General features: G+C 66.0%; 22 protein-coding genes and 1 pseudogene. 12 read left to right on the top strand and 11 right to left on the bottom strand.

Translation table 11 applies throughout. The features are described from left to right. The first annotated feature begins 73 nt into the window (after window positions 1–73). The 5 genes from B1756_RS10520 to argS all read left to right on the top strand — a co-directional run bounded on the left by B1756_RS10520 (window position 74) and on the right by argS (window position 5,784). Complete coding sequence (locus B1756_RS10520) at window positions 74–1,033, top strand: succinylglutamate desuccinylase/aspartoacylase family protein (RefSeq protein ID WP_086890142.1); 960 nt, start codon at window positions 74–76, stop codon at window positions 1,031–1,033. Further along, entirely contained in the window at window positions 1,033–2,235 is a 1,203-nt protein-coding gene (locus B1756_RS10515) for a pyridoxal-phosphate dependent enzyme (protein ID WP_086888495.1), read from the top strand. Before B1756_RS10520 ends, B1756_RS10515 begins: the two co-directional genes overlap by 1 nt. A gap of 25 nt (window positions 2,236–2,260) precedes the next feature. Next, the gene (locus B1756_RS10510; protein WP_086888494.1) at window positions 2,261–2,827 is read left to right on the top strand and encodes an NUDIX domain-containing protein; all 567 of its coding nucleotides are present in this window, start codon (window positions 2,261–2,263) and stop codon (window positions 2,825–2,827) included. A 220-nt stretch (window positions 2,828–3,047) separates the two neighbouring features. After that, window positions 3,048–3,887: an acyl-CoA thioesterase gene (locus tag B1756_RS10505; protein ID WP_086888493.1), complete on the top strand. Its 840-nt coding sequence runs from the start codon at window positions 3,048–3,050 to the stop codon at window positions 3,885–3,887. Window positions 3,888–3,999: 112 nt separating this feature from the next. Next, window positions 4,000–5,784 carry an arginine--tRNA ligase gene (gene argS, locus B1756_RS10500; protein WP_086888492.1) on the top strand — a complete coding sequence of 595 codons (1,785 nt, stop codon included), beginning with the start codon at window positions 4,000–4,002 and terminating at the stop codon, window positions 5,782–5,784. Between the two features lie 134 nt (window positions 5,785–5,918). Here the strand turns inward: argS and B1756_RS10495 are convergent, their stop codons facing one another. Both B1756_RS10495 and B1756_RS10490 read right to left on the bottom strand, forming a co-directional pair. Then, window positions 5,919–6,440, bottom strand: a complete 522-nt coding sequence (locus B1756_RS10495) for a DUF8159 domain-containing protein (protein ID WP_086888491.1) — start codon at window positions 6,438–6,440, stop codon at window positions 5,919–5,921. 424 nt (window positions 6,441–6,864) lie between these two features. Then, on the bottom strand, window positions 6,865–7,713 hold the full coding sequence (locus tag B1756_RS10490) for a MinD/ParA family ATP-binding protein (RefSeq protein WP_086888490.1): 849 nt from the start codon (window positions 7,711–7,713) through the stop codon (window positions 6,865–6,867). 195 nt (window positions 7,714–7,908) lie between these two features. Here B1756_RS10490 and prf1 point away from each other — a divergent pair, with 195 nt between their 5' ends. Both prf1 and B1756_RS10480 read left to right on the top strand, forming a co-directional pair. Next, window positions 7,909–9,168, top strand: coding sequence for a peptide chain release factor aRF-1 (prf1, locus tag B1756_RS10485; protein WP_086888489.1), 1,260 nt, complete (start codon window positions 7,909–7,911; stop codon window positions 9,166–9,168). 73 nt (window positions 9,169–9,241) lie between these two features. Further along, window positions 9,242–9,670 (top strand): universal stress protein, encoded by a 429-nt coding sequence (locus B1756_RS10480; RefSeq protein ID WP_086888488.1) that lies wholly within the window; start codon window positions 9,242–9,244, stop codon window positions 9,668–9,670. 90 nt (window positions 9,671–9,760) lie between these two features. Here the strand turns inward: B1756_RS10480 and B1756_RS10475 are convergent, their stop codons facing one another. After that, window positions 9,761–10,006, bottom strand: a complete 246-nt coding sequence (locus B1756_RS10475; RefSeq protein ID WP_086888487.1) for a hypothetical protein — start codon at window positions 10,004–10,006, stop codon at window positions 9,761–9,763. Between the two features lie 278 nt (window positions 10,007–10,284). Here B1756_RS10475 and B1756_RS10470 point away from each other — a divergent pair, with 278 nt between their 5' ends. Then, window positions 10,285–11,028 (top strand): hypothetical protein, encoded by a 744-nt coding sequence (locus B1756_RS10470; protein ID WP_086888486.1) that lies wholly within the window; start codon window positions 10,285–10,287, stop codon window positions 11,026–11,028. Between the two features lie 27 nt (window positions 11,029–11,055). Here the strand turns inward: B1756_RS10470 and B1756_RS10465 are convergent, their stop codons facing one another. The 4 genes from B1756_RS10465 to B1756_RS10450 all read right to left on the bottom strand — a co-directional run bounded on the left by B1756_RS10465 (window position 11,056) and on the right by B1756_RS10450 (window position 13,538). Continuing rightward, on the bottom strand, window positions 11,056–11,388 hold the full coding sequence (locus tag B1756_RS10465; RefSeq protein ID WP_086888485.1) for a DUF7577 domain-containing protein: 333 nt from the start codon (window positions 11,386–11,388) through the stop codon (window positions 11,056–11,058). Window positions 11,389–11,461: 73 nt separating this feature from the next. Further along, window positions 11,462–12,361, bottom strand: coding sequence for an acyltransferase (locus tag B1756_RS10460; RefSeq protein WP_086888484.1), 900 nt, complete (start codon window positions 12,359–12,361; stop codon window positions 11,462–11,464). A 121-nt stretch (window positions 12,362–12,482) separates the two neighbouring features. Then, window positions 12,483–12,692, bottom strand: coding sequence for a hypothetical protein (locus B1756_RS10455; protein ID WP_086888483.1), 210 nt, complete (start codon window positions 12,690–12,692; stop codon window positions 12,483–12,485). Window positions 12,693–12,785: 93 nt separating this feature from the next. Then, entirely contained in the window at window positions 12,786–13,538 is a 753-nt protein-coding gene (locus B1756_RS10450; RefSeq protein ID WP_086888482.1) for a GIDE domain-containing protein, read from the bottom strand. 313 nt (window positions 13,539–13,851) lie between these two features. Between B1756_RS10450 and B1756_RS10445 the strand changes: the two genes are divergently transcribed. Next, on the top strand, window positions 13,852–14,838 hold the full coding sequence (locus tag B1756_RS10445; RefSeq protein WP_086888481.1) for a bile acid:sodium symporter family protein: 987 nt from the start codon (window positions 13,852–13,854) through the stop codon (window positions 14,836–14,838). Between the two features lie 114 nt (window positions 14,839–14,952). Further along, the gene (locus tag B1756_RS10440) at window positions 14,953–15,411 is read left to right on the top strand and encodes an NUDIX hydrolase (protein WP_086888480.1); all 459 of its coding nucleotides are present in this window, start codon (window positions 14,953–14,955) and stop codon (window positions 15,409–15,411) included. 4 nt (window positions 15,412–15,415) lie between these two features. Here B1756_RS10440 and B1756_RS10435 read toward each other — a convergent pair whose 3' ends face one another. Beyond that, complete coding sequence (locus tag B1756_RS10435; RefSeq protein WP_086888479.1) at window positions 15,416–16,843, bottom strand: ribonuclease FAU-1 family protein; 1,428 nt, start codon at window positions 16,841–16,843, stop codon at window positions 15,416–15,418. A 162-nt stretch (window positions 16,844–17,005) separates the two neighbouring features. On the opposite strand from B1756_RS10435, the pseudogene B1756_RS10430 reads away from it, so the two are divergent. Continuing rightward, window positions 17,006–18,013 (top strand): annotated as a pseudogene (locus B1756_RS10430) (PrsW family intramembrane metalloprotease); the annotation flags it as partial. Between the two features lie 227 nt (window positions 18,014–18,240). On the opposite strand, the gene B1756_RS10425 reads toward B1756_RS10430, so the two are convergent. Continuing rightward, complete coding sequence (locus tag B1756_RS10425) at window positions 18,241–18,888, bottom strand: riboflavin synthase (protein WP_086888477.1); 648 nt, start codon at window positions 18,886–18,888, stop codon at window positions 18,241–18,243. Window positions 18,889–18,995: 107 nt separating this feature from the next. On the opposite strand from B1756_RS10425, the gene B1756_RS10420 reads away from it, so the two are divergent. Then, window positions 18,996–20,078, top strand: a complete 1,083-nt coding sequence (locus B1756_RS10420; RefSeq protein WP_086890141.1) for a DUF7972 family membrane protein — start codon at window positions 18,996–18,998, stop codon at window positions 20,076–20,078. A gap of 7 nt (window positions 20,079–20,085) precedes the next feature. Here the strand turns inward: B1756_RS10420 and B1756_RS10415 are convergent, their stop codons facing one another. Both B1756_RS10415 and B1756_RS10410 read right to left on the bottom strand, forming a co-directional pair. Continuing rightward, window positions 20,086–21,195 (bottom strand): M24 family metallopeptidase, encoded by a 1,110-nt coding sequence (locus B1756_RS10415; RefSeq protein ID WP_086888476.1) that lies wholly within the window; start codon window positions 21,193–21,195, stop codon window positions 20,086–20,088. 3 nt (window positions 21,196–21,198) lie between these two features. Then, on the bottom strand, window positions 21,199–23,070 hold the full coding sequence (locus B1756_RS10410; RefSeq protein ID WP_086888475.1) for a UvrD-helicase domain-containing protein: 1,872 nt from the start codon (window positions 23,068–23,070) through the stop codon (window positions 21,199–21,201). Window positions 23,071–23,200: the final 130 nt, after the last annotated feature.

Genomic DNA, 23,200 nt, shown 5'->3' with positions numbered 1-23,200 from the left:
GTCGGCAACTGGAGCGGGTTCCTGTCCATCATCAACAGACAGTATAATAGTGGACGGGTCCGTCGTCTGGGACATGACGACGACGCTCGGAACGGCGAGCGCAGGGCCCGGCGAGATCGACACGGGCCGTCTCGAGGTCGGCGAAACCCGGGACGGCAGCCCGGTCGGGCTCCCCGTCGCCGTAATCAACGGCGAGCGGTCGGGCAAGACGCTATATCTGCAGGCCGCCAGCGACGGTGACGAACTCAACGGCGTCGGCGTGATCAGGCGACTCGTCCCACAACTCGATCCCGCGACACTCTCGGGGACGATCCTGATCGTCGGCATCGTCAACTACCACGCGTTTCAGGTGGCCGAACACCGGAACCCGATCGACGACACGAAGATGAACCGGGCCTACCCCGGCAACGAGAACGGCACCTCGAGCGAGCGAATCGCCGCCGCGACGTTCGACGCCGCCAGTCGCGCCGACCTCGTGCTCGACCTCCACCAGGGGTCGACCAGTCGGATGATCGACGAAGTCCGGGTACGCTGTGGCCGCCGACACCGCATCCACGAGGACTGCCTCGAGCTGGCGAAGGCCTTCGGCTGTGGCTACGTCCTCGATCAGAAAGGGCCCGACGGCCAGCTCGCCCGTGTCGCCCCCGACGAGGGAATCCCGACCGTCGACCCCGAACTCGGTGGTGCCGTCGGCTGGGACGAGACGAGCATCCGAAAGGGCGTCGAGGGTGTCTTCAACGTCCTCGAATACTACGGCTTCCTCGACGGGAGCCCGACACTCGAGCGCCAGACCCGCGCGACCGGCTTCGAACAGTACGGCTCGCCCGTGGGCGGACTCGTCGACATGCAGAAGGACCTCGGCGCGCGCGTCAGCCGCGGCGAACCGATCTTCGAGGTGACGACCCCCTTCGGCGAATCGAAGGCGACGATCACGGCCGACAGCGACGGTATCCTCTGGCGAACCCGACGCCTGCCACAGGTCGCCACCGGCGAGTACGTCTGCTCGGTCGGCACCGACGTCGACACCGTCTGATGGCCTCGAAACTCACCTGTCCCGCCTGCGAACGGACCTACGAGGCCGGCCCGGAGGAGCCCTGGCGCTGTGGCTGTGGCCACCCCCTCGAGTTCACCGAGCGGCCCTATCCCGAGGGCGACCCACTGCCGCTCTCACGGGTCGACACGAGCGACGGCCTCTGGACGTTCTTCGAGTTCCTGCCGATCGAACCGCACGTCACCTTCCACGAGGGATTTACCCCACTGGTCGACGCACCCGACTGGGACGCCGCGTTCAAACTCGAGTACGTCTTCCCGACGGGGTCGTTCAAGGACCGGGGCGCGACGACGATCCTCTCGCGTGCGGTCGAACTCGGCGTCGAGCGAGTGGTCGAAGACTCCTCGGGCAACGCGGGTGCGGCCATCGCCACCTACGCAGCGCGAGCGGGACTCGAAGCAGACATCTACGTCCCGGCGGACGTCGCCCAGTCGAAGCTGATGGCGATCCAGCGCGCCGGTGCCCGTCCGGTTCGGATCGAGGGGAGTCGGCAGGAGGTCACAGAGGCCTGTCAGGCGGCGGTCACTGGTGTGTCGGGCGGCGACAACGACGGCGGCGCAACGGCCAGCGATGGTGAATCGGGCGGCGGCGGAGCGAACGACGACGGGGACGACGCACCCTACCAGACCGGCGACGGCTGGTACGCGAGCCACGCGTGGAACCCGGCCTTTTTCGCGGGCACGATGACGTTCGCCTTCGAACTCGCCGCCCAGCGCGACTGGCGCGCACCCGAGGCGGTCGTCCTCCCGATCGGTCACGGAACGCTGTTTCTCGGCGCGTATCGCGGCTTCACGCTGCTCGAGGAAGCCGGCATGATCGACCGCGTCCCCCGGCTGCTGGGTGCACAGGCAGCCGGCTACGCACCGATCGTCGAGGCACTCGACGGCGACCCCTTCGGCGAGAGCGACGCCGAGAGCGCGATCGCGACTGGCCTCAGGATCGACGCGCCCGCCCGACAGGAAGAGATTCTCGAGGCGATCGAGACGACCGACGGCGACGCCATCGCGCTGGGCGACGACCCCGTCGAGGCGACACTCGACCGACTCCACCGCGACGGGTTCTACGTCGAACCGACCTGTGCGGTCGCCGCCGCCGCACTCGAACGCTACCGCGAGGACGGAATCCTCGCACCGGGTGCCGACGTCGTCGTCCCGCTGACCGGCAGCGGACTGAAAACGCTTTGAGCCTCGAGTCCCGACGGGCGGATAGATGGTCAGCCGCCCGGCCGAGTTTTGCCCCCGCTGTGGTTCCGCTCTCGAGACGATCACGTTCGACGGACGCGAGCGCGCGAACTGTCCCGCCTGCGACCGCGTCGTCTGGCACAACCCGGTCCCCTGTGCGGGCGTCGCGGTCGTGGACGGCGGCGGGGACGAAACAGGGCGCGACGGCGATCGCCACACGGAGCCCGCCGTCCTCTGTGTCAAGCGCGGGGTTCCGCCGGGCGTCGGCGAGTGGACGATCCCCGGTGGCCACATGGAAGTCGGCGAGGAGCCGGCCGCGGCCGCCGCCCGCGAACTCGAGGAGGAAACCGGCATCTCGGTCGACCCCGACGCGCTCGAGATCCTCGACGCGACAAATCTTCCGCCGCGAACGGGGAAACACGTGGTGACGATCCACTACGTCGTCGAGCGGTCGGCGACCACCGGCGTTCCGTCGGCCGGCTCTGACGCGATGGACGCCCGCTTCTTCTCGCCGGGTGAGTTCGACGCGTCCGACGAGGCGTTCCGACCGATCCACGAGCAGCGATTCCGGGCAGCGGCAGCCCGGTTCGAGTGAGTTCGGCCGCCGGGCAGGGAATCGACGATTCTGGCAGCCCCCAGTCTCGAGTGACGCCGACCAGGACCCCACTTACATCCCGTTTCGAGTTTATCGGATACGTTATAGTTTTTACCGTTGCGTGTCAACTTACCAACCCCAATCCGGTCGCCCGGTAGTGGTTTGCACCTCGGTTGCCGGTTTCGGAACCACTGTAATGTGGTCGACACTGGAATGGGGCATGGAAACCATTGGCGACCAGCGGGTGCGATTTGGCGAACTCTCGGGACGGCTCGTCCACGGGGGGACGCTCTTCGACTGGCAACTCGTCTCGACGCAGGAATTTGCGGAGGCCTACGGCTACTCGTTCGAGGAGATTCTGGCCGACGACGGCATCCCCTACGCCCCCGTCGTGGTCCAGACCTCGGTCGACCGCTACCCCCGAACCGGGGACGCGATCACCGTCGAGACCGTCCCGATTTCGGCGGGCGACACGAGCGTCGAACTCTGTTACGAAGTAACCGACGAGTCCGGCGACAGTCTGATGACCACCCGGATCGTCCACGTGACGATCGACGACGAGGGGACCGCCCTCGAGTTACCCGACGCCGTCCGCGAGGCGTTCATCGACGATTGCGTCGACCGCGACCCGGTCGTCGGCCCCGAGGACGAGCCCGCCGGCGAAGAGAGCGACGTCTCCTTCGCCTCGTCGTTCGACGTCCGGAGTCCGTACATCGAGGGCGCGGAACTCGCCTACTTCGAGAACTACCCGAACTTCGCGACGATCGCCATCGAGCACCACCTCGAGGCAAACGACACCAGCCTCCCCGAACTGCGCGGCGAGAAACACCCCTACCGCATTCGCGACTGGCAGTGGCAGTTCAAATCGCCCGTCCTGTTCGGGACCACCCTCGAGGTCGAGTGCGACGTCGAGACCGTCAGCGAGGACACGATCCGAGTCGCCCAGGAGTTCTCGACCGACGGCCGGACCAACATCGAAGCAGTCTCCGAGTACGGCTGCTTCGACGCCGACGGGAAACCCGCGCCGTACGACGACGAGATGCTCGAACCGTTCCTGTAGCCGTTTTGGAGCCGCGTCTGCTGGTGAGCTGAAGTCGACTATCGGGTGGGTCGCCATACAGGCAAAAGCAGAACCCGACATTCCTTTAGTCGCCCCCTGAATACGGGCGGGTATGTTCCTGTCTCTACGCACGGAGGTCGAAACCGCCCTCGAGGGGGCGCTCTCGACCCTCGGGTACCCGACGGACGACCTCGGGATCGAAGAACCGCCGGAGGACGTCGAGAGCGTCCTCGCCTCGAGCGTGGCCTTCCGACTGGCGAGTGAGGCCGGCGCGGCGCCGCCGCAGGTCGCCGGCGAGATCGCAGGCGAGATCGACGTCGACGACCTGACCTACGTCGCCGAGATCCAGACGCAGGGTCCGTACCTCAACTTCCTGCCGAGTGACGCCTACTTCGACGAGACGCTCGTCGCGGCGACCGACGAGGCGTACGGTCACCTCACGGATCGGGAGACCTCCGTCGTCGTCGAGCACACGAGCGCCAACCCGACGGGGCCGGTCCACGTCGGCCGTGCGCGGAACCCGATCATCGGCGACGCCGTCGCCAATCTGCTCGCGTACGCCGGCTACGACGTGGATCGCCACTACTACGTCAACGACGCCGGCCGACAGATGGCCGTCTTCACGTGGGCCTACGAGACCTTCGACGAGGCAGACCTCGAGAGCGAGCCAGAACGCGACCGCATCGAGTACGACCTCGTGCGCTACTACCGCAAGGGGAACGCCTACCTCGAGAACGCCTCCGAGGCCGAGGTCGAGGAAGCCGAAGCCGAGATCGAGTCGATCATGCAGGGCCTCGAGGCGGGCGACGAGGAGGCCTACGAGCGGGTCAGCGAGGTCGTCGACCAGGTGCTCTCGGGGATGCGCGAGTGTCTCGAGCGCCTGCCCGCGGAGTTCGACGAGTTCGTCAAGGAGACCCGGTTCATGCGCAACGGCGACACCGACGACCTCGTCGACCGACTGCAGGCCCTCGACGAGGCGGTCTACGACGAGGACGCCTGGCAGCTCGAGCTGGAGAATCACGGGATCGACAAGAACCTCGTCTTCCTGCGCTCGGATGGTACCTCGCTGTACGCGACGCGCGATATCGCCCACCACGAGTGGAAATTCGAAGAGTACGACCGCGCCGTCACGGTGCTCGGCGAGGACCACAAACTGCAGGCCAGACAGGTCGAGACCGTCCTCGAGTTGCTGGGTACCGACACCGAGGACCTGGAGCAGGTACTGTACTCTTACGTCAACCTGCCCGAGGGGAAGATGTCGACTCGCCGCGGTACCGGCGTGGATCTGGACGACCTGCTCGACGAGGCCATCGACCGCGCCCGCCAGGAGGTCGAGGATCGACTGGACGACCGTATCCGCGACGACGACCTCGATGCGGCGGACGTCGAACGAATCGCGCATCAGGTCGGCATCGGCGCCGTCCGCTACGACGTCGTCTCGAAACAGCCAACCAAAGCGATCACCTTCGAGTGGGACCGCGCCCTCGACTTCGAAGCCCAGTCGGCTCCCTACGTCCAGTACGTCCACGCCCGCTGCTGTGGGATTCTCGAGGAAGCGGGGCTCGACCCCGACGACGACCTCGCAGCCCAGGGCCTCGAGACGGCCGTCGACGCCGACCTGCTCGAGACCGACGCCGAACGCGACCTGCTCGAGACGATCGCCCGGTTCCCCGCGGTCGTCGACGAGGCCGCCGAGGACCTAGAGCCGCATCAGATCGCGACCTACACCCGGGAGATCGCCGACCGGTTCAACGGCTTCTACCGCGAGTGTCCCGTGCTGGCAGACGGCGTCGACGACGACCTCCGGGAAGCCCGACTCGCCCTCGTGGCCGCCTCGAAACACGCGGTCGCGAACGCGCTCGCCATCCTCGGCGTAGCAGCGCCGCGCTCGATGTAACACGGTCGCCAGGCTCACTGTCGGGGTCGGCGCTCCCGCTCGAGGGAATCGCTGGCGCGTAAAAGCGCGTGGACGACGCAGCGGCTGCGCCACGGAACCACTTCGTCTCTCGTCGGCAAAGACGGCCGACGGTGTCAGTGTTTCGTGTCGACGACCTTGTGCTTCAGCTCCTCGCGCGTGATGTACTCGTCGAGGTAGTCGAGCAGCCACTGGACGTCGATGTACACTTCGAACACGCGCGCACCGCTGTGTTCGACGACCAGTTCGATGGATTCGATCTCGGACTTGAACCGGTCTCGGTCGACGATCGCCTTCGAGAGGTCGTCGGCCACGTAGGCGAGTTCGTCGTGGAGTTTCTGCGTGTCGGTCGTGTCGGTCTCGACGTACACCCCGAGGGTGTCCGGGTTGGCCTGGACGTCGACGACCGAGAGGTGGTCGGACTCGAGGTCGGTGACGCCCTCGACGCCGGGGAGATCCTCGCCGTCGTCGTCGCCGCCGGTGTCGCTGTCGTCGCTTCCACCGTCGTCGTCGAACCCGGACGTGTCGTCGGTGCCCGAATCGTCTGGTACGTCTTCGTCGGTTTCGGTACTAGAGCAGCCCGCAAGCACGGTCGCGAACGCCGCTCCACTGCCGAGGAGGATTTTTCGTCGCTCCATGGTCGAGCGCTCCAGTCGAACCCGGATTAGTAATTAGCTCGTACTCTCTGCGATCCCGACCGGTCAGACGAGGGTGACGTTCATATGGGCGATAACGTGGAGATAGAGGGCCCGAAAGCCGGTAATTTACCAGTTTCGTAGAAATGGCCGAGCCGTGTGTCTCCGACAACGACTATCGTGAGACGCTGACCGTTCGGCTCGAGTGGTAGTCACAGCATTCGAATCGATTCGGCGTCTCGAGCGTCGAACGTGCCGAATCAGGTGGGGCCTACCGGGACGGTAAGCGGTCGCCTCCAGCACCGTCCCGGACGGACAACAGTCGGCGCGATTGACCAGCCAGCCAGACCCCGGCAACTCCAGTGAACGGGCGTAAACGGCGCGGCGAAGTGAGACGCCACGAGACGATCGGTCGCCGGTCGACCGGTCAGTGGTCGGATTCTGCCTCGGTGATGGCGCTCGAGACCTCGTCCGGCGCTGCCTGCTCACGTTCGCCCGTCGACTGCGCGCCGGCTCCGTTCGCGTCGGCACCGTTCGAACTCGAATTCGAGCTCGAGGTCGACGTGTCGATACCGGCGATGTCGGCGGCGATGCGTCGGTAGGCGACTGCTGCAGCGCTTTCGGGCTGGTAGACCACCAGCGGCGTGCCGGCGTAGACACTCTCGCGCGCAGCGCCGTCTTCGGGGACGGCGCCGAGCAGCGAGAGCCCGAGGCGGTCTGCGATTTCGTCGTAGGTGACGTCCGTGTCGGGGTGGATGCGGGTGACGACGAGGCCGGCGACCGTTCCGCCGGCGTGTTCGGTCAGTTCGATCGTCTTCTCGGAGTCCTGAACGGAGGCGGGTTCGGGCGTCGAGACGACGATCACCTCGTCTGCCAGCCCGAGCGGGAGGACCGTCTCGTGGCTGATACCCGCGCCGACGTCGAGGAAGACGTAGTCGTATTCCGTTCGAAGGTCGGAAACGGCTTCCCGGAGGCCCTCGGGCGAGGTCTCTGCGTACTCGTCTAAGTCCGTCCCGCTGGGAACGGCGACGATGTTGTCCGCCAGTCGGTAGGTTGCGTCTTCGATCGATGCGTCACCTGCCAGTACGTCGTGCAGCGTCGTCGCGTCGGGCGTGAGGCTGACGAACCCCGCGAGGTTCGCCATGCCGAGGTCGGTGTCGACGATCGCGACGCGCTCGCCAGCCTGGGCGAGCGCCGTCCCGAGGTTGACCGTCGTCGTCGTCTTGCCGACGCCGCCTTTCCCGCTCGCGATAGCGTAGACCGTCTCGTGGGACATGCTCGGATACCCCAACAGTGGAACGGCTACACCTTAAAACGTCACCTCGAGTGACCGACGCGCGGGCTGTAAGAAGCGGGCTGACGGCCGTTACGTTCATGTGTGTGCGTTCGATTCGTCACACATCGGCGATTGCGCGGGAACGCTCACGGACTGTCGTAGGATACTTACCCCGCGCACCGTTTTGTACTGGCAATGAGCCAGGAGGCCGAGCAGGACCACTCCGACCGGAAGAAATACGAATTTCGGAAGGTCATCGAGGATCTGAAGAACTACGAGGGCTCTGGCACCCAACTCGTGACCATCTACGTTCCCGAGGACCGCCAGATCAGCGACGTCGCTGCCCACGTCACCCAGGAACACAGCGAAGCGGCCAACATCAAATCGAAGCAGACCCGGACGAACGTCCAGGATGCCCTGACCAGCATCAAAGACCGCCTGCGCTACTACGACACCTACCCGCCGGAAAACGGCATGGTGCTGTTCTCCGGTGCGGTCGACTCCGGCGGCGGCCAGACCGAGATGGTCACCAAAGTGCTGGAGAGCCCACCACAGCCCGTCGAGTCGTTCCGCTACCACTGTGACTCTGACTTTCTGACCGAACCCCTCGAGGAGATGCTGACCGACAGTGGCCTCTACGGGCTGATCGTGCTCGATCGGCGCGAGGCCAACGTCGGCTGGCTGAAAGGCAAGCGCATCGAGGCCGTCAAGTCCGCCTCCTCGCTCGTCCCTGGCAAACAGCGAAAGGGTGGCCAGTCCGCCCAGCGATTCGCTCGGCTCCGACTCGAAGCAATCGACAACTTCTATCAGGAAGTTGCCGGGATGGCGAACGACCTGTTCGTCCCCAAGCGCCACGACATCGACGGCGTGCTCGTCGGCGGTCCCTCGCCCACCAAAGAGGAGTTCCTTGACGGCGACTACCTCCACCACGAACTCCAGGACTCGGTCATCGGCAAGTTCGACGTCTCCTACACCGACGAGTCCGGTCTCCGCGAACTCGTCGACAACGCCGAAGACGCGCTGGCCGACGCCGAGGTGATGAAGGACAAACAGGAGATGGAGGAGTTCTTCAAGGAACTCAACGCGGGCAACCTTGCCACCTACGGCTTCGAGCAGACTCGCGAGAACCTCGTGATGGGATCGGTCGACCGCCTGCTCATCAGCGAGGACCTGCGCAAGGACGTCATCTCCTACGAGTGTGGCGAGTGTGGGAACACCGACCGTGAGGTCGTCGACCGACGGAAGGCGACCCCCGACCACACCTGCACCGACTGCGGAGCTGACGTCGAAGCGAGCGACGAGGATCGCGAGGACGCCATCGAGCACCTGATCGATATCGCCGAACAGCGGGGCACAGAGCCCAAGTTCATCTCCACGGACTTCGAGAAGGGCGAACAGCTCTACAACGCCTTCGGCGGGTTCGCCGGCATCCTGCGGTACGACACCGGCGTCTGAGACGACAGGCGGAGATTTTCCGAGAACGGGTGGCCACGCAAACAGTAACAAGCGAGCGGCACCATCCGTTCCTATGGCTATCGTTGCAGCAGTCGATCGGTCAGCGCGAGCGGCAGACGCAGTCGAGGAAGCCGAACGGCTCGCAGAAGCGTTCGACGACCCGGTTCACGTCGTCCACGTGTTGACCCGGTCGGAGTTCGTCGACATGGGACGGACGGCGGCCGAGGAGGTCGGTGGCTCGATCAGTATGGACGAGGTGAAAGCGGCCGCAAGAGCGGTCGCAGCCGAGGCTGCAGCCGATCTCACCGTCCCCACCGAAGCCGTGGGGCTGGTAGGAGATCCCGCCGACGCGATCCTCGAGTACGCCGACGAACACGACGCACGGTACGTCGTCGTCGCCGGACGGCGGCGGTCGCCGACGGGAAAGGCAGTGTTCGGGAGCGTTACCCAGTCGGTCCTGTTGAACGCCGACTGTCCCGTGGTGACGTCGATCGAGCAGTAACGACCGACTCATACGGATTACTGTAACGGTTTACCGACGCAACCGCGACCCGTGGGCGGTTGCGTCGGCAATGATTTACAGTAAACCGTATCAGAGCGTTCCGCGAAGGTAGATCGCATCGTCGGTGATTCGTTCGATACTCCCCTCGTCGAGCGGGTGGGCGTCCTCGGTGACGTCACGCCAGCCGAGTTTTGCCTTGATCGTCTCGAAGAGGCTGGGGTCGGCGTCGACGTATCCGCGGCCATCTTCGACCGCCACCAGGCGGCCGACGTCGGTACCGTCTGCGTTCAGGACGCGTTTCCCCTCGTCTGCTTTCGTGAGACTCTCCTTCGTCATGGCTGGTCACCTCCACGTCGGTCGTCCCCCCGATCGAGTGTTCGCCGTGGCACCTGTGTAGCCCAGCAGTGGAACGGTCCGCATATAAATCGATGAAATCGTTGTCAGAGGTTGGTGATCGTTTCGCGATACGGTCACGGTACGCCGGGCCTACCAGCCGTGAAACGATCGTCGCCCACGCTGTGGGGACGCCACCGCTCCGTTTCCCGGAATTGCGGGGACGGCGACCGTCGACAACGGAAGGGTTATGCCGGTAGTCACGTACTACCAGCCGATCAATGCCCGACTTCCCCGCATCGTTCGACGACCCCCGGGTCACCGACCAGTTCGTCCGTCAGGTGACCGGGCCCACCGATCTGACCCTCCTCGGCGTCGTCCACGACCACCCCGCGAGCGTCGCGCGCGTCGACCGCGTCCTCCGCCACCTCCAGCCTGCGACCCTCGCACTCGAGTTGCCGCCCGCTGCCGTCCCGCTGTATCGAGCCTACGCCCGCGACGGCGCAGGTGAGGGGCCGCCGCGGTTCGGCGGCGAGATGAGCGCCGCCATTCGGGCCACCCCGGAGGCCGACGTCGTCGGCATCGACGCTCCGAACTGGTCGTTCGTCCGCCGCCTCGCCACCCGACTGATCGCCGACCGCGTCTCCGCGACCACCGCCCGACGCGTCGTCTCGAGTCTCTCCGGGGCGACCCGGGAGGCGTTGACCTGCCGCGTCGCCGCGACGGTCACCCACGCGACGTCGATGACGGTCGCCTGCGACGATCCGATCGAGTACGAGTGCAGCCACGACGATCCTCCGACCGTTCAGGCCGCCCACGAACGCGAGCACGTCGCCCGGGTGCAGACGCTGCTGGCCAGCGTCGACACCGACGGAAGTGCCCTTTCCTACCGCGACGAGACACGCGAACGCTGCATGATCGACCGACTCGAGGAGATCAGAGCCGATGGCGACGACCAGGTCGTCGCCGTCGTCGGCGTCGACCACCTCGAGACGCTCGCGGACGCGCTCGCGGCCGAACGCTGACCACGAACTGGCACCGTCCCCGCACAGTCACTGCCGGAGCGTCGAGACGCAGTGCCAGCAGTAGGTGTAGGTCGGGTCGGCCGAATTAGTCGCGCCGCAGTGGGGGCAGGTCACGGAGTCGCCGGTGACGTGGTGGTCCTCGTCCGGCCCCTCTGACCCCTCGAGGTCGCCATCGCGGTCGCCAGCCGGGGGGAAGCGATCAGGACTGGGTGAGCCTCGCGAGTGGCTGTGATCCGGATCGGCCAGCGACGGCGTCGCGGAACTGTCGCCGTCGGACCGACGAACGTAGACGTAGTAGAGAACCAGGTGGAGCAGGGCAAACAGGACCACGTACGCGACGAGCCACCCCCAGAGCTCCATCACCGTGTGCTAGGTTCTCTATGCACTTGGATATTCCCCGAATCGACAGGGAACACAGTCTCTCGAGGGAGAATTATTCCGGCGGCTGGAGGTCGCGTTCGAACTCGTCGAAGACCTCGAGGTCCTCGGGGAGGTCGTACTCGAGTTGGCGCTGCTCCTGACGGGTGACGCCGGCTTCCTCGAGCGGGGTGGCGGCGTCTTCCCAGCCGGGCTTGATCTTGACGCTCTGTGCGGGCGCACCGACGGCGATGTGGTGGGCCGGAACGTCGTGCTGGACGATGGCCCGCGCCCCGACGATGGCGTTCTCGCCGACCTTGCAACCTGCACGGATCATCGAGTCGTAGGTGAGTCGGACGTCGTCTTCGACGATCGTGTGGTAGTTTCGGACTTCGGTCTGGTCGACGACGTCGTGGTCGTGGCTGTAGACGTGGACGCCGTCGGAGACGGAGACGCGGTCACCGATGGTCAGTTTCCCGCGGTCGTCCAAATGGACGTCGTCGTGGATGACAGTGTTGTCGCCGACGGTGATGTTGTGGCCGTAGGTGAACGTGATCCCCTTGAAAAAGCGGCAGTCGTCACCACACTTCTCGAAGAGGTGGTCGGCGAGCATCCGCCGGAATCGCAGCGCGAACTCGACGTTATCTGCGATGGGCAGGCTGTCGAACTGTCGCCAGAGCCACTGGAGGTGTTTCGAGCGTCGGAATTTCTCCTCGTCCTTCTCGGCGTAGTACTCGCTCTCGAGAGTCGTGTTGCACGGATCGTAACTCTGGAGGCGAACGCGTTCGGCCGGTGAGGTGGACTCTCCAGCCTGCCATCGTTCGTAGGCCTCTCGATCACCCGAGAGGTCGATCAGGACGTCTTCGACGACTGCACAGGTGTCCTCGTCGCCGGAGAGCCGTCGGTCGACCTCGTCGATGAACTCCCGCATGCCCGCTTCCGCCTCGTCGGGCAGCGAGACGTACCGCTTGGTCATATACCGTCGTATGGCCGGCCCCACTCATAGGGGTTCGGTTGTCCGTTCCACGTCGCCGGATCTCCGCCCGCCAGCACGACAGACCGTCGATCGGATTCGCACCCGGCACGAAAGAGACCAGTCACTCCACCGTAGCCGCCCAGCGAGAGAACAGCAGCGCCGGCAACGCGAGTGAGCCGACCAGAAGCGCAGTCCCCGCGACGACCGTCCCCGGCGTGACCCGGTGTGGACTGACCTCGAGCTGGGTCGCGGCGACGGGGACCGTTACGGCGGCGGCGAGCACGATGACGAAGAGGACCCGCTGTGGTGACCACCGGTGGGAGTCGCCCATAGTGGAAGTACACGAGGGAGGTCCATGAACGGTTCGGTGAGGCGTCACGATCCGAAGCGGGCGGCCGAGCCAAAAACGTCCAGGAGAACCCGGTCAGGCGACGAACACGAGTCCACCGACGGCGAGAAAGACGAAACCGAGTGCGATCGCACCGACGCCCAGTTTCAGGAATCGCCGCATCGTCGCCGACTCGTCGGCGTCCGAAATCAGGAACTGTGGCGCGTCCGGTCCGTCGGAGACCGCCACGAGCGCGTCCGTTTCTGGCGGGTTCGGCTCGGCCTGCCCGAAGACGTACACCGTGTCGTCGACGTCGAGTCGCCGTTCGGTGTACCGCGTCGGCCGCGAGCCGATCGAGAGGCCGCCAATGTCGATCGAAAGCGGCGTCGAAACGCCGGTTTGCAGCCCCGGCGGAAGCTGTGACGTGCTGTCGATCGAATGCGTCCGTTCGTTCGCCATCGTCAGCCTGGCCCCCGAGGGGTCGACGACGGCCCGCCCGCTGTCGTCCTCGAGAACGAATCGCTGGCGGTCGCTCCCGGAGTCGATCGTCTTCCAGGTTCGGCGACTCCCGTTCGAGTTCGCGTTCGACCGCCGACGGCGGCGCTCCTCGACTTCGTACTCGTAGGCGACGCACGCGTGGTTTTGCACTGGCGACGAGAGTGGCTCTGCGATCGCGCGAACCCGTCCCTCGAGTTCGACCGGTCCGGACTCGATGGCGGCGTCTCTGACCGAAACCGGGTCGCTCGAGCGGATTCGGTGCCAGGTTCGAAGCTGGAGCCCGCCGTAGCCCGCGGCCGCGAGACCGATCACCCCGAAGACGAGACCGACGAAGGAAGACTCGAGTGGCATACGCCCACTATTCAGCAGGGAAATATTATCGTTCCGATACGTTCAATGCAGACAACTGTACGCTGTTACAGTTATAGTAGTCACTGCACACCTGATCGCCAGACGGATCGGCGATCAGTGTGTGAATCGTTGCAGTTGTCACTATCGACCGGTGTGTCAGTCCGACAGTCGTCCATCCAGCAGGTGGCGCTTCCGGCCCGTCTCTGACCTCATCAGGAGGCGAGGTCGAGACCGATGGCAGCTCCGAGTCGCACGATTTATACGTAAGAACTGACTGATCGGCAAACATGAGTATCAATAAGGTGATATACAGATGAACAGTCTCGCACTACTCGAGCGAGTTAGTCAACTGACGAGCAAGTACTTCGTCGTCTGGGTACTTCTCGTCTCGATTATCGCGTTATTCACTCCTGATACGTTCGTCCCGATCGGCGACTACATCGCCCCGCTGCTTGGCCTCGTCATGCTCGGGATGGGGCTGACGCTCACGCCCGCAGACTTCAGGCGGATCCTCGAGCGACCTCGAGACGTCGCGATCGGCGCGCTCGCACAGTGGATCCTGATGCCGGCGTTCGCGTACGTGCTCGTCGTCGCGCTCGGACTTCGGTGGGAGGTCGGACTGGGGCTGATCCTCGTCGGTGCCGCACCGGGTGGGACGGCCTCGAACGTGATGACCTACCTCGGGCGGGGCGACGTGGCGCTGTCGGTAACGATCACGTCGGTGACGACGATCGCCGCGCCGCTCGTGATGCCCGCGTGGGTCGTCCTGCTCGCGGGTGAGCAGATCACCGTCACGTTCGCCGAGATGGCCCAGGAGATCGTCCTGATCGTCCTGATCCCCGTCGTCGCCGGGTTGCTCCTGCGGCTGGTACTCGACAAGTACGCCCCGACCGCAGCGAAAGCCGGCCTGTCGATCTTCCCGGCGATCAGCGTCGTCGCCATCGTCGCCATCGTCGCGGCCGTCGTCGGCCTGAACGTCGAGGAGATCCTCGCCGCCAGCGCAGTCGTCTTCCTCGCGGTCGTCCTCCACAACGGCCTCGGGCTCGGTGCCGGCTACGGCGTCGGCAAGGTGACTGGCATGGCCGAAGATCGGGCCCGCGCCTGCGCGTTCGAGGTCGGACTCCAGAACAGCGGCCTCGCGGTCGCGATCGCCATCGCGTTCTTCGACCCCGTCGCCGCGCTCATCCCGGCACTGTTCAGCGTCTGGCACAACGTCTCCGGCCCCGCACTCGCGACGGTCTTCACCCAGATCGACGGCGAACCGGTCGCCGAGTACGAACCGGAGATCGCCTCCGACTGAGCGTCGCCCGCGCGGGTTTCGCGGGTAGCTGCCGCTCGAGGCGGTAAATTCCCTTAATCCCTTCTAGGGTCTCCGTACGTACACTTAACCGCCCACCCATTGTGGAAGAATAGCATGACCGAACCCACCTACGTGCAGAAGGCCTGCGCCTACGTCACGCGAGCGACGGGCGAACTGCTCGTCTTCGAGGGGCCGGGCCACGACGGCCTCCAGATTCCGAAGGGAACACTCGAGGGCGGCGAATCTCCACGGGAAGCGCTCTACCGGGAGGTCGCAGAAGAGACCGGTCTCGGGACGCTCAACGGCGTGACCCACCTGACGACGGACGTCTGGACGCGCCGACGCTCGCCACCGAAACGCTACGTGCGCCACTTCTTCCACGCGACGGTCCACGAGCCACGCGATCGCTGGACGCACACGGTGACCGACGGCGGCGACGAACACGGTGCCGAGTTCGACCTGCGGTGGGTCCGCCCCGCCACGGTGGGTGAGTTCGCGCTGGACCTCGACGATTACGTCCGCTTGCTGCCGTCGACACCCGCGGTTGGCGACGTCGCCAGCGTTTCCGACTGACCCCTCACGACGAGAGTGCGCGCTCGACTGCCTCTGCCACGGTCCGTGCTTTCTCCGCGAGACCCTCGCTCACCAGCCCCTCCGCAACGGCCGCCTCGAGTTCGTCGGCGTCGACGACCTCGACGGTCCCGTCGGGGAGGCGGATCACGTCCACGTAGAGGTCGACGTACCGGACGCCGTCGGGGAAGACCTCGAGCGGTGTGCAGACGTTGACGTAGGTGCCTTTCACCGTCCCGTCGTCGGCCCTGTACGTCGTCGGGTACCACCACCGGCCCTCGCGGAACGTCGTGACCGCCACGTCGCCCGCTTCTTTCGGAACCCCCAGCGCGTCGTAGCTCCCGCCAGCGCTCATCGAGCGCTCGAGGGTGATCGACCCCTCGGCGTCCCGGTCGGTTACCTCGCCCGAACCGAGCGAGATGAGCCTTCCATCGGGCTTTCCGTGGCCGATCTCGAGGCGATCGCCCTCGGTCGGCCCGAACTGGCGGGTGACTGCCCCGAACGGGAACGCATCGTCGCCGGTCGCGGGCGTCTCACAGACCGCTTCGGCGAAGTCGACGGCCGCGCTCGCCGCCCGGGTGGCCGTCTTCGTGCGGTGGTGACCCGCCATCGTCGTCTCGACCGTTCGGCGGGCCGAATCGAGAGCGAACCGGGACTCCCGGCCGAACCACAGCCAGACGGTCTGTCCCGTCGCCACGAGTTTGCCCGGCTCGCCCGGTTCTTCGGGCTCGTCTTCGAGTGCCTCCTCGAGCGTCTCCGCGCGGTCGACGGCCGTCTCGAGCGCCGCGGTCATCGACTCGAGGTCGGCCCCGTCGGCGCCGCGTTGCCAGCGCAGGCCCCACCCGTCGGGAACGTCGACCGAGAGGAGGTCGGTCATCCCCACGAGTTCGTCTGCAGCGCCGCCACGGAGGTCGGCCGAGACGCCGCTGCGATCCTGCGAGAGCGTACAGAGGCCGCCGCCCACCTCGAGCGAGGGGGAGACCTGCGGGCGGTCGTCGTCCCACGGCGGCGTCGGCTCCGTCACCTGCACGCGGTAGCGGTTGCCGTCGTCCACGTAGCCGTCGACGTCGTCGTATTTGAGATAGCCCCGGTGGCCCGCTCCGAGGTCGACGACAGCGCCGCTCCCGCCGCGGGCCTCGAGCACCTCGGCGTCGTAGATTTCGTCGCGGGCCACGTCGCCGTCCCAGCGGAACGTGTCGATCGCGAGGTCCGCGAGTGCCGCCACGACGGCCTCGACGGCATCGGACTCTCCAGACACCTCGAGTCCCTGTCGATCGCGGGTGGTCCAGACCGAGGCGTCTGCCGACGCCGTCGGGAACGACTCGTCGAACCGATCGCGGATGGGGTCCGAGGCCTGGACGACCTCGAGGCCGGCGTCGGTCAGCAACTGTGTCACCGCCGTCGCGTAGATGCCGCGCACGCGCACCCTGGTCATGGGTCCCCAGTTTGCCCCCCACCCCTTTGTGGATTCCGAGTGCACGATCGTCCGTATCATTCCCAGAGCCGATTCGGCGTGGCCTGAGCGTGGGCTTCAGAGAGACGGACAAGAGCCGCCGACTGCCGAACGCTTACCGGACCGGACGCCGTAAGTCGCCGCATGGATCGCAGGCGAGACCCGATCGAGCGCGCCGACGACGAGGATCGGGACCTCTACGACGTCTCGACGTGGGAGCCCCGGTCGCTGGTCGACTGGCTCGCCTGCGCGATCTACACTGCGATCTCCTACGGCTGGCAGGCGATCGTCCTCGTCGTCACCATCTCGATCACGCTCGTCTTGCTCCTCCAGCCGACGGTCCTCGTACTCGAGGAGCCCTGGATCGGCGGCTTCTTCGCGCTCTCTGTCGTTCCCGCGGCCCTGCTCGCAGCCTTTATCTGGTACACCGACGTGACGACCCGCCAGCCGCTGGGGTTGCTGGTCGTCACCTTCCTGCTCGCCATCGTCTTCGCGACCATCGCGGCGATCGTCAACGACGTCACCAGACCGTATCTGCAGGCGATTCCGCTGATCGGCTGGGTGCTCTTTTTCTTCCTGATCGTCGGTCCGGTCGAAGAGACCGTGAAATTGCTCGCTGTTCGTGCGTTCGCCTACCGGTCGTCGACGTTCGACTCGGTGCTCGACGGGGCCGTCTACGGGGCCGTCGCCGGCCTCGGGTTCGCCGCCATCGAGAACACCATCTACATCACCGGCACCGTGGCCCAGGCCGACGCCGGGCTGTTTACTGCCGCGACCGGAATCGCGAGCGTCCGGGCGCTCGTCGGCCCCGGACACGTGATCTACTCGGCCATCGCGGGCTACTACCTCGGTCTGGCGAAGTTCAACCCCCAGTACGCCGGCCCGCTGGTCGTCAAGGGCCTGCTGGTCGCCGCAGTCGCCCACGCCCTCTACAACACGACCGTCGGTCTCGTCCCGCCGTTCGTCGCCGCGCTCTACCCCGTCAGCGTCGAGGTCGCGTTCATCGGCTACGTGGTCAGTTACAACCTCGCCATCGGTGGCTACCTCTACGTGAAGGTCTCGCGATACCGCAGCACCTATCGCACCGTTCGCGAGGACGCCGGCCGCCGGGACCTCACCCCCGAGAAGACCGAGTTCGACCCGCGAACTCGAGCGGACTCGAGCGAGCGGGCCACCCACGACGGCCGCGTCGAGCGGGCCAATCTCGACTCCAGACGTGACCACGGGGACGACCGTCAAGATCTCGAGTCTGCGAGCGAATCGGATCGCGAGAGCGGCTTCGAGTTCGACCCGCCGCTCCACGCATCCGGGGACGAGAGGGAAGAAGACGGGGCGATCGAGGAGGACACCGACGGCGAGCCGTCAGGATGACGACGAACTCAGTCGAACCGCGCCTCGAGCAGCCGTTCGACGTACTTCGCGAGCACGTCGACCTCGAGGTGGACCGGATCGCCGGGTTCTTTCTCCGAGAGCGTCGTCAGGTCGTAGGTCGTCGGGATGATCGCGACGGTGACGGTTCCCTCGTCGACGGTTTCACCGTCTCCATTTCGGTGCGCCGAGGACGCACCGCTCTCAAGGGTAGCGACGGTGAGGCTGATCCCATCGAGGGTGATCGAGCCCTTCTCGACGACGTACCGGTCGTAGCCGTCGGGGAGGTCGAACGCGAAGTACCAGTCGTCACCCACCGATTCGACGTCCCGAACCGTCGCCACCGCGTCGACGTGGCCCTGGACCACGTGCCCGTCGAACCGACCGTCGGCAGGCATCGCCCGCTCTAAGTTGACGACGTCGCCGGTCTCGAGGTCCCCGAGATAAGTTCGATCGACGGTCTCGCTGGCGAGGAAGACCTCGAACCACTCCCCCTCGGCGAAGCGTTCGACGGTGAGACAGGCTCCGCTGACGCTGATACTCTGGCCATGCTCGAGGCCCGTCGCCACCTCGTCGGCACCGATCTGCAGCCTGAGCCCCTCGTCGGTCCGCTCGCGGGCGACGATCTCGCCGGTCTCCTCGACGATTCCGGTGAACATACACGAGGGTGGTCGGCGGCGAGGGAAAGCCGTTCCGGGTCGGCTGCTGGGCGAGGGACGCAGTTCCCGGTACAGACTATTTGCACGTCGGCGCTGTCGGACCACAGATGGCCGACGGTGAGTCACTGCTTCACGCCGCACGGAACTGGGTTGGAACGCCGGGAAGACGGGTCGATCGCTCGAGTCAGAACCGCCTGAAACAGTGGATCCTCTTCGACGGCAACCGCGAGCGAGTGGCGACGGCGCTGCTCGCGGCCGTCTTCGCCCTGTTGCTCGTCCTCGGTGGCGTCTGGCCGATCGAGTACCAGGAACTGCTGAGCGAGACGACGATGGTCCAGACGGTGTTCAACACCCTCCTCTCCGGGACGATTCTGCTCGTCTCGATCGTCGTCTCCATCGCCGCCGTCGGCATCTCACAGGAACTGACCTCCCTCGGCGACCAGTCAGAGCGCGTCGAGACGACGATGGACTTTCAGGCAGCGATCGAAGACCACGGCATCGTCGACGTGAGCCCGGCCCGCCCCGGGCAGTTCACGGCCGTCGTCCTCCGCTCGATCAAACAGCGGGCCAACGAGCTGCAGGAACTCGAGGGCGCAGGCGACGCCAGCAGCGACGACTACCGCGAGGACGTCGACCGCCTGCAGGCCGACATCCAGTCGAACACCGAGGAGGTGCTGACCACCCTCTCGCGGGTCCCGAAGGGCTCGACGGACGAACTCCTGACGGGATTGAACTACGACTCCTCGTGGCAACTCTATCAGTCGCGACGAATCCTCACCAAGTACGACGACCAGTTGACCGACGAGGAGCGGACCGTGATCGAGGACATCGTCGACACCCTCCACAAACTGATGGTCTGTCGCGAGTACTTCAAGACGCTGTACTACAAACTCGAGCTCTCTGACCTCTCGACGACGCTGTTGACCGTCTCGTTGCCGATCATCGTCTTCATCACCTACGTCTTGCTCGCACTCGACACCGGACTCTTCCCCGACGTCTCGCTGGTCGGCTACACGCCGCTGACGGTATTCATCAGCTTCGCGTACACGCTCGCCCTCGCACCGTACGCCGTGCTCACGTCGTACATCCTGCGGGCTGCGACCGTCACCAAGCTGACCCCAGAGGAGGGGCCGTTCCTCCTCGACGCTGACCGGGAGACGGCCTACGACGACCAGGAAGCGGTGAACTGAGCGACGGTCACTCGAGCAGCGCCGTCGGCTCGAGCGAGCGCGATGGCGCTGGGAGCCACTCGACGCCGTCGTCCTCGACCGAGAGCACGTCGGCCACGCGAACCCAGGCACCGTCGACGCACCCGGCGGCCTCGAGTCTGACGACGCACCCGGGTCCGACCTCGTCCCCGCCAGCGAGTGGCGCTTCACGGGGCTCGAGGCCGACGCCTGCGACGTCCGTCTCGACGTTTTCCTCGCCTGCGACGCCGAAGGCGCGGACCTCGGCCTCGAGGTCGGCCTCGACGGCGGTCACCGAGTGGCTGTCAGCGGTCAGCATCGCCTCGCTCGAGCGAAAGGCGTGGGTGACGCCGACGTGGGCGCGTCGTTCCGGGCCACCCTCGCCAGCGACGACGAACGTGCGGACGAGCCCGCCGTGGTAGCCGTCACGGGTCCGGGGAGCGACGGTGACGACGATCGGATCGCCTGCCCGGAGCGCTCCGTCGTCGGCCCCCGTGACTCCCGGATCGACGCGCGTGTTCCCCGACGGGAGGCCACCCGCGGCGACGATCGCCTCGTCGGCGGCGATTCGAAGTCGGTCGGGTGTCAATGGCACACCATCGTGCTCGAGCCAGCCATCGTCGCGGACGGTCGTCCCGGCGAGCACCGCGGCCGCGCGCTCGATTCCGTCGCCCGCGATCGACTGGGCGGCCGCGATCCGCTCGCGTTCACCGGGGATCTTCGTCGCTCGAGCGCGCTCGAGGACGTCCGTCGAGGCGAGGCCAAAGCCGGCGCGCTCGAGGTAGAGCGCGGCGTCGTGGGGGATCGCAGCCGGTGTCAGCACCGTTCCATCGAGGCCCCGATCGGCGAGGTCACTCGCGAGTTTCTCGGCTGGGTGTGACGAGTCTGCGTCCGAGTGGACGATCGTCGAGTCCGACGCGGCGGTGTAGGCGACCGCCAAGCGTCGTCGCTCGTCGACGTAGCTCACTCGCGCGGCACCTGCCGCTTCGTCGCTCGCTTCGAGCCAGTACCGGATCGCTGGGTCGCGAGCGGGACCGGCGTGAACGACCCCGGTCGCCGCTCGCGCGTCGAGTTCGGCCTCGAGCGTCGACTCGAGGTAGGCACGGACCTCGCGAACCACGGCTCAGGGGGCTTCGGCTTCGACCTCTTCGGTCTCGGCGTCCTCGATCGGTTCCTGGGCGGCTTCGACGAGTTCCTCGACGGTGGCGTCGACGGGTTCGTTCTCGAGCAAGACGTCGATCGGTAGCGTCGGGGCACCGTCGACTAAGTTCTCGAGGAGGACGAGCCGTTCGCGGGCGCGGGACATGCCGACGTAGAAGACGCGGCGTTCGTTGTCGGTGAGGACGGGCACGGGCGAGGTGGTCTTGGTGAACTCCTCGATGCCGGGGACGTCCTCGGGATCGTCCACGGTGGCGACCATCTGCTCGACGACTTTCTCGGTGAGGTCGGTGGCGACGAAGACGTGGTCGGCTTCGCGACCCTTCGCGGAGTGGATGGTGCCGACGCGAACCCGGTCGGTATCCATTCCCTGGTACTCGCCGATCGCGAAGTACGAGCGGATGGACTTCTTCTGGAAGCTCGTCACCTTGCGGACCATGTCGGCGGCCGAGGCGGGCGTCGGCATGAACGGCACGAGGTCCTCGATCACATCACCGGGGATCATCAGTTCCTCGAGATCGTCGATGCCGGCGTCTTCCTGTCGCTCGTCGATCTCGTCGAACAGGTCGTCGCGCTCGCCCGTGCCGAACGCCGATTCCTGGAGCATGTCGGCGAGTCGGCGCGCCTGCAGTCCGGTGACGTCCTTGCCGGCGTCGATGGCCTCGACGGCGCGGACGTAGTCGGTGAGCCGATCGGTCCACATCCGCTGGTCGGTCAGCGAGGTGAACGGCACCCCCTCGGTGATGAATTCATCGATGAACTGGAACATCTGGTAGCGCGCACGGAACAGTACCATGATGGTGCCGTCGCCTTCGACGAGCGTTCGGCGAACCATCCGGACGACGTCGAGCATCGAGCCGTTGCGCTTGGCCTCGACGCTGCCGCCTTCCTTGCGCGGGTTGAGGTCCTTGTCCTGACGCTGTTCGATGTGACGGATCTCCTTGTTCACCGCGTTGAGGACGTTCGATGGCAGCCGGTAGGAGTTCGGGAGAATCACGTCTTCGTCGACGTCTTCCTCGAGCAGCAAGGCGGGGTCTGCACCCTGCCAGGAGTAGACGACCTGGTCGTCGTCACCGGCGATCAGGACCTCCGTCACGTAGGGTTTCCACTCCTGATAGACGTCGTACTGGAGCGTGGTGATGTCCTGGAATTCGTCGATCACGAGGTACTCGACGTTCGGAACGAGCGAGCGCTGTCTGACGCGCTCTAACATGTCCGCGAAGCCGATCTTGCCCTGTTCGCCCTTGTAGGAACGCCAGGCACGGATCGCCTCGGGGACGTCGATCCGGTCGTCGTCGCTGGGCCAGGTGGGCGTGTACTTGTTGCCCTCCTGAGCGTTCGGATCGATCTCCGGCGGGAGGCGAACCTCCTCGACGTCCCACTGGAAGGGGACGTCGTACCAGTCGGCGACGTCCCGGCGGGTTCGCTGGAGCCACTGGCTCGTGGCGATGATCTTGTTCCCGATGGTCGTCGAGCGAGCGGTACGCCGGCCGGCGCCGGAGTACTCGTCTTCGAACTCGAGGCCGTAGTCCTCACAGAACTCCTCTTTGTCCTTTTCGCCGATGACGTCGCCACGAGAGAGATCGAGCAGATCGTAGGCCTTCGCGTGCATCGTACAGACGTTGCCCTGGAGTGCACGGGGCGATTCGTCGAGTCGGTCGGCGAGACGCTCGCGAACCTCCTGTGCTGCGGCGCGCGTGTACGAGACGACGAGGATGTCCCGAAAGGTGACGCCATCTTGGTCTAGAATGTCTTCGACGTGATCGAGGAGGGCGGTCGTCTTCCCGCTACCCGGACCGCCGAACAACCGGGTCACCTTCGTCTCGGTGGGAGCCATTGTCCCTGTTCAGGCGGGCGAGACCTATAAGTGACGTGGGTTGTCTTCGCTGGAACGGCCACGCTCGAGTACCGGTAAGCGACCTGACCGGTGGGTGGCCGGCGAAGAGCGAGCGGCAGTAATTTTCGGA

Origin of the sequence: Natrarchaeobaculum aegyptiacum, assembly GCF_002156705.1 — an archaeon.
In the GTDB taxonomy this organism is placed as follows: Archaea; Halobacteriota; Halobacteria; order Halobacteriales; family Natrialbaceae; genus Natrarchaeobaculum; species Natrarchaeobaculum aegyptiacum.
This window is presented reverse-complemented; position numbering and strand designations above follow the sequence as displayed.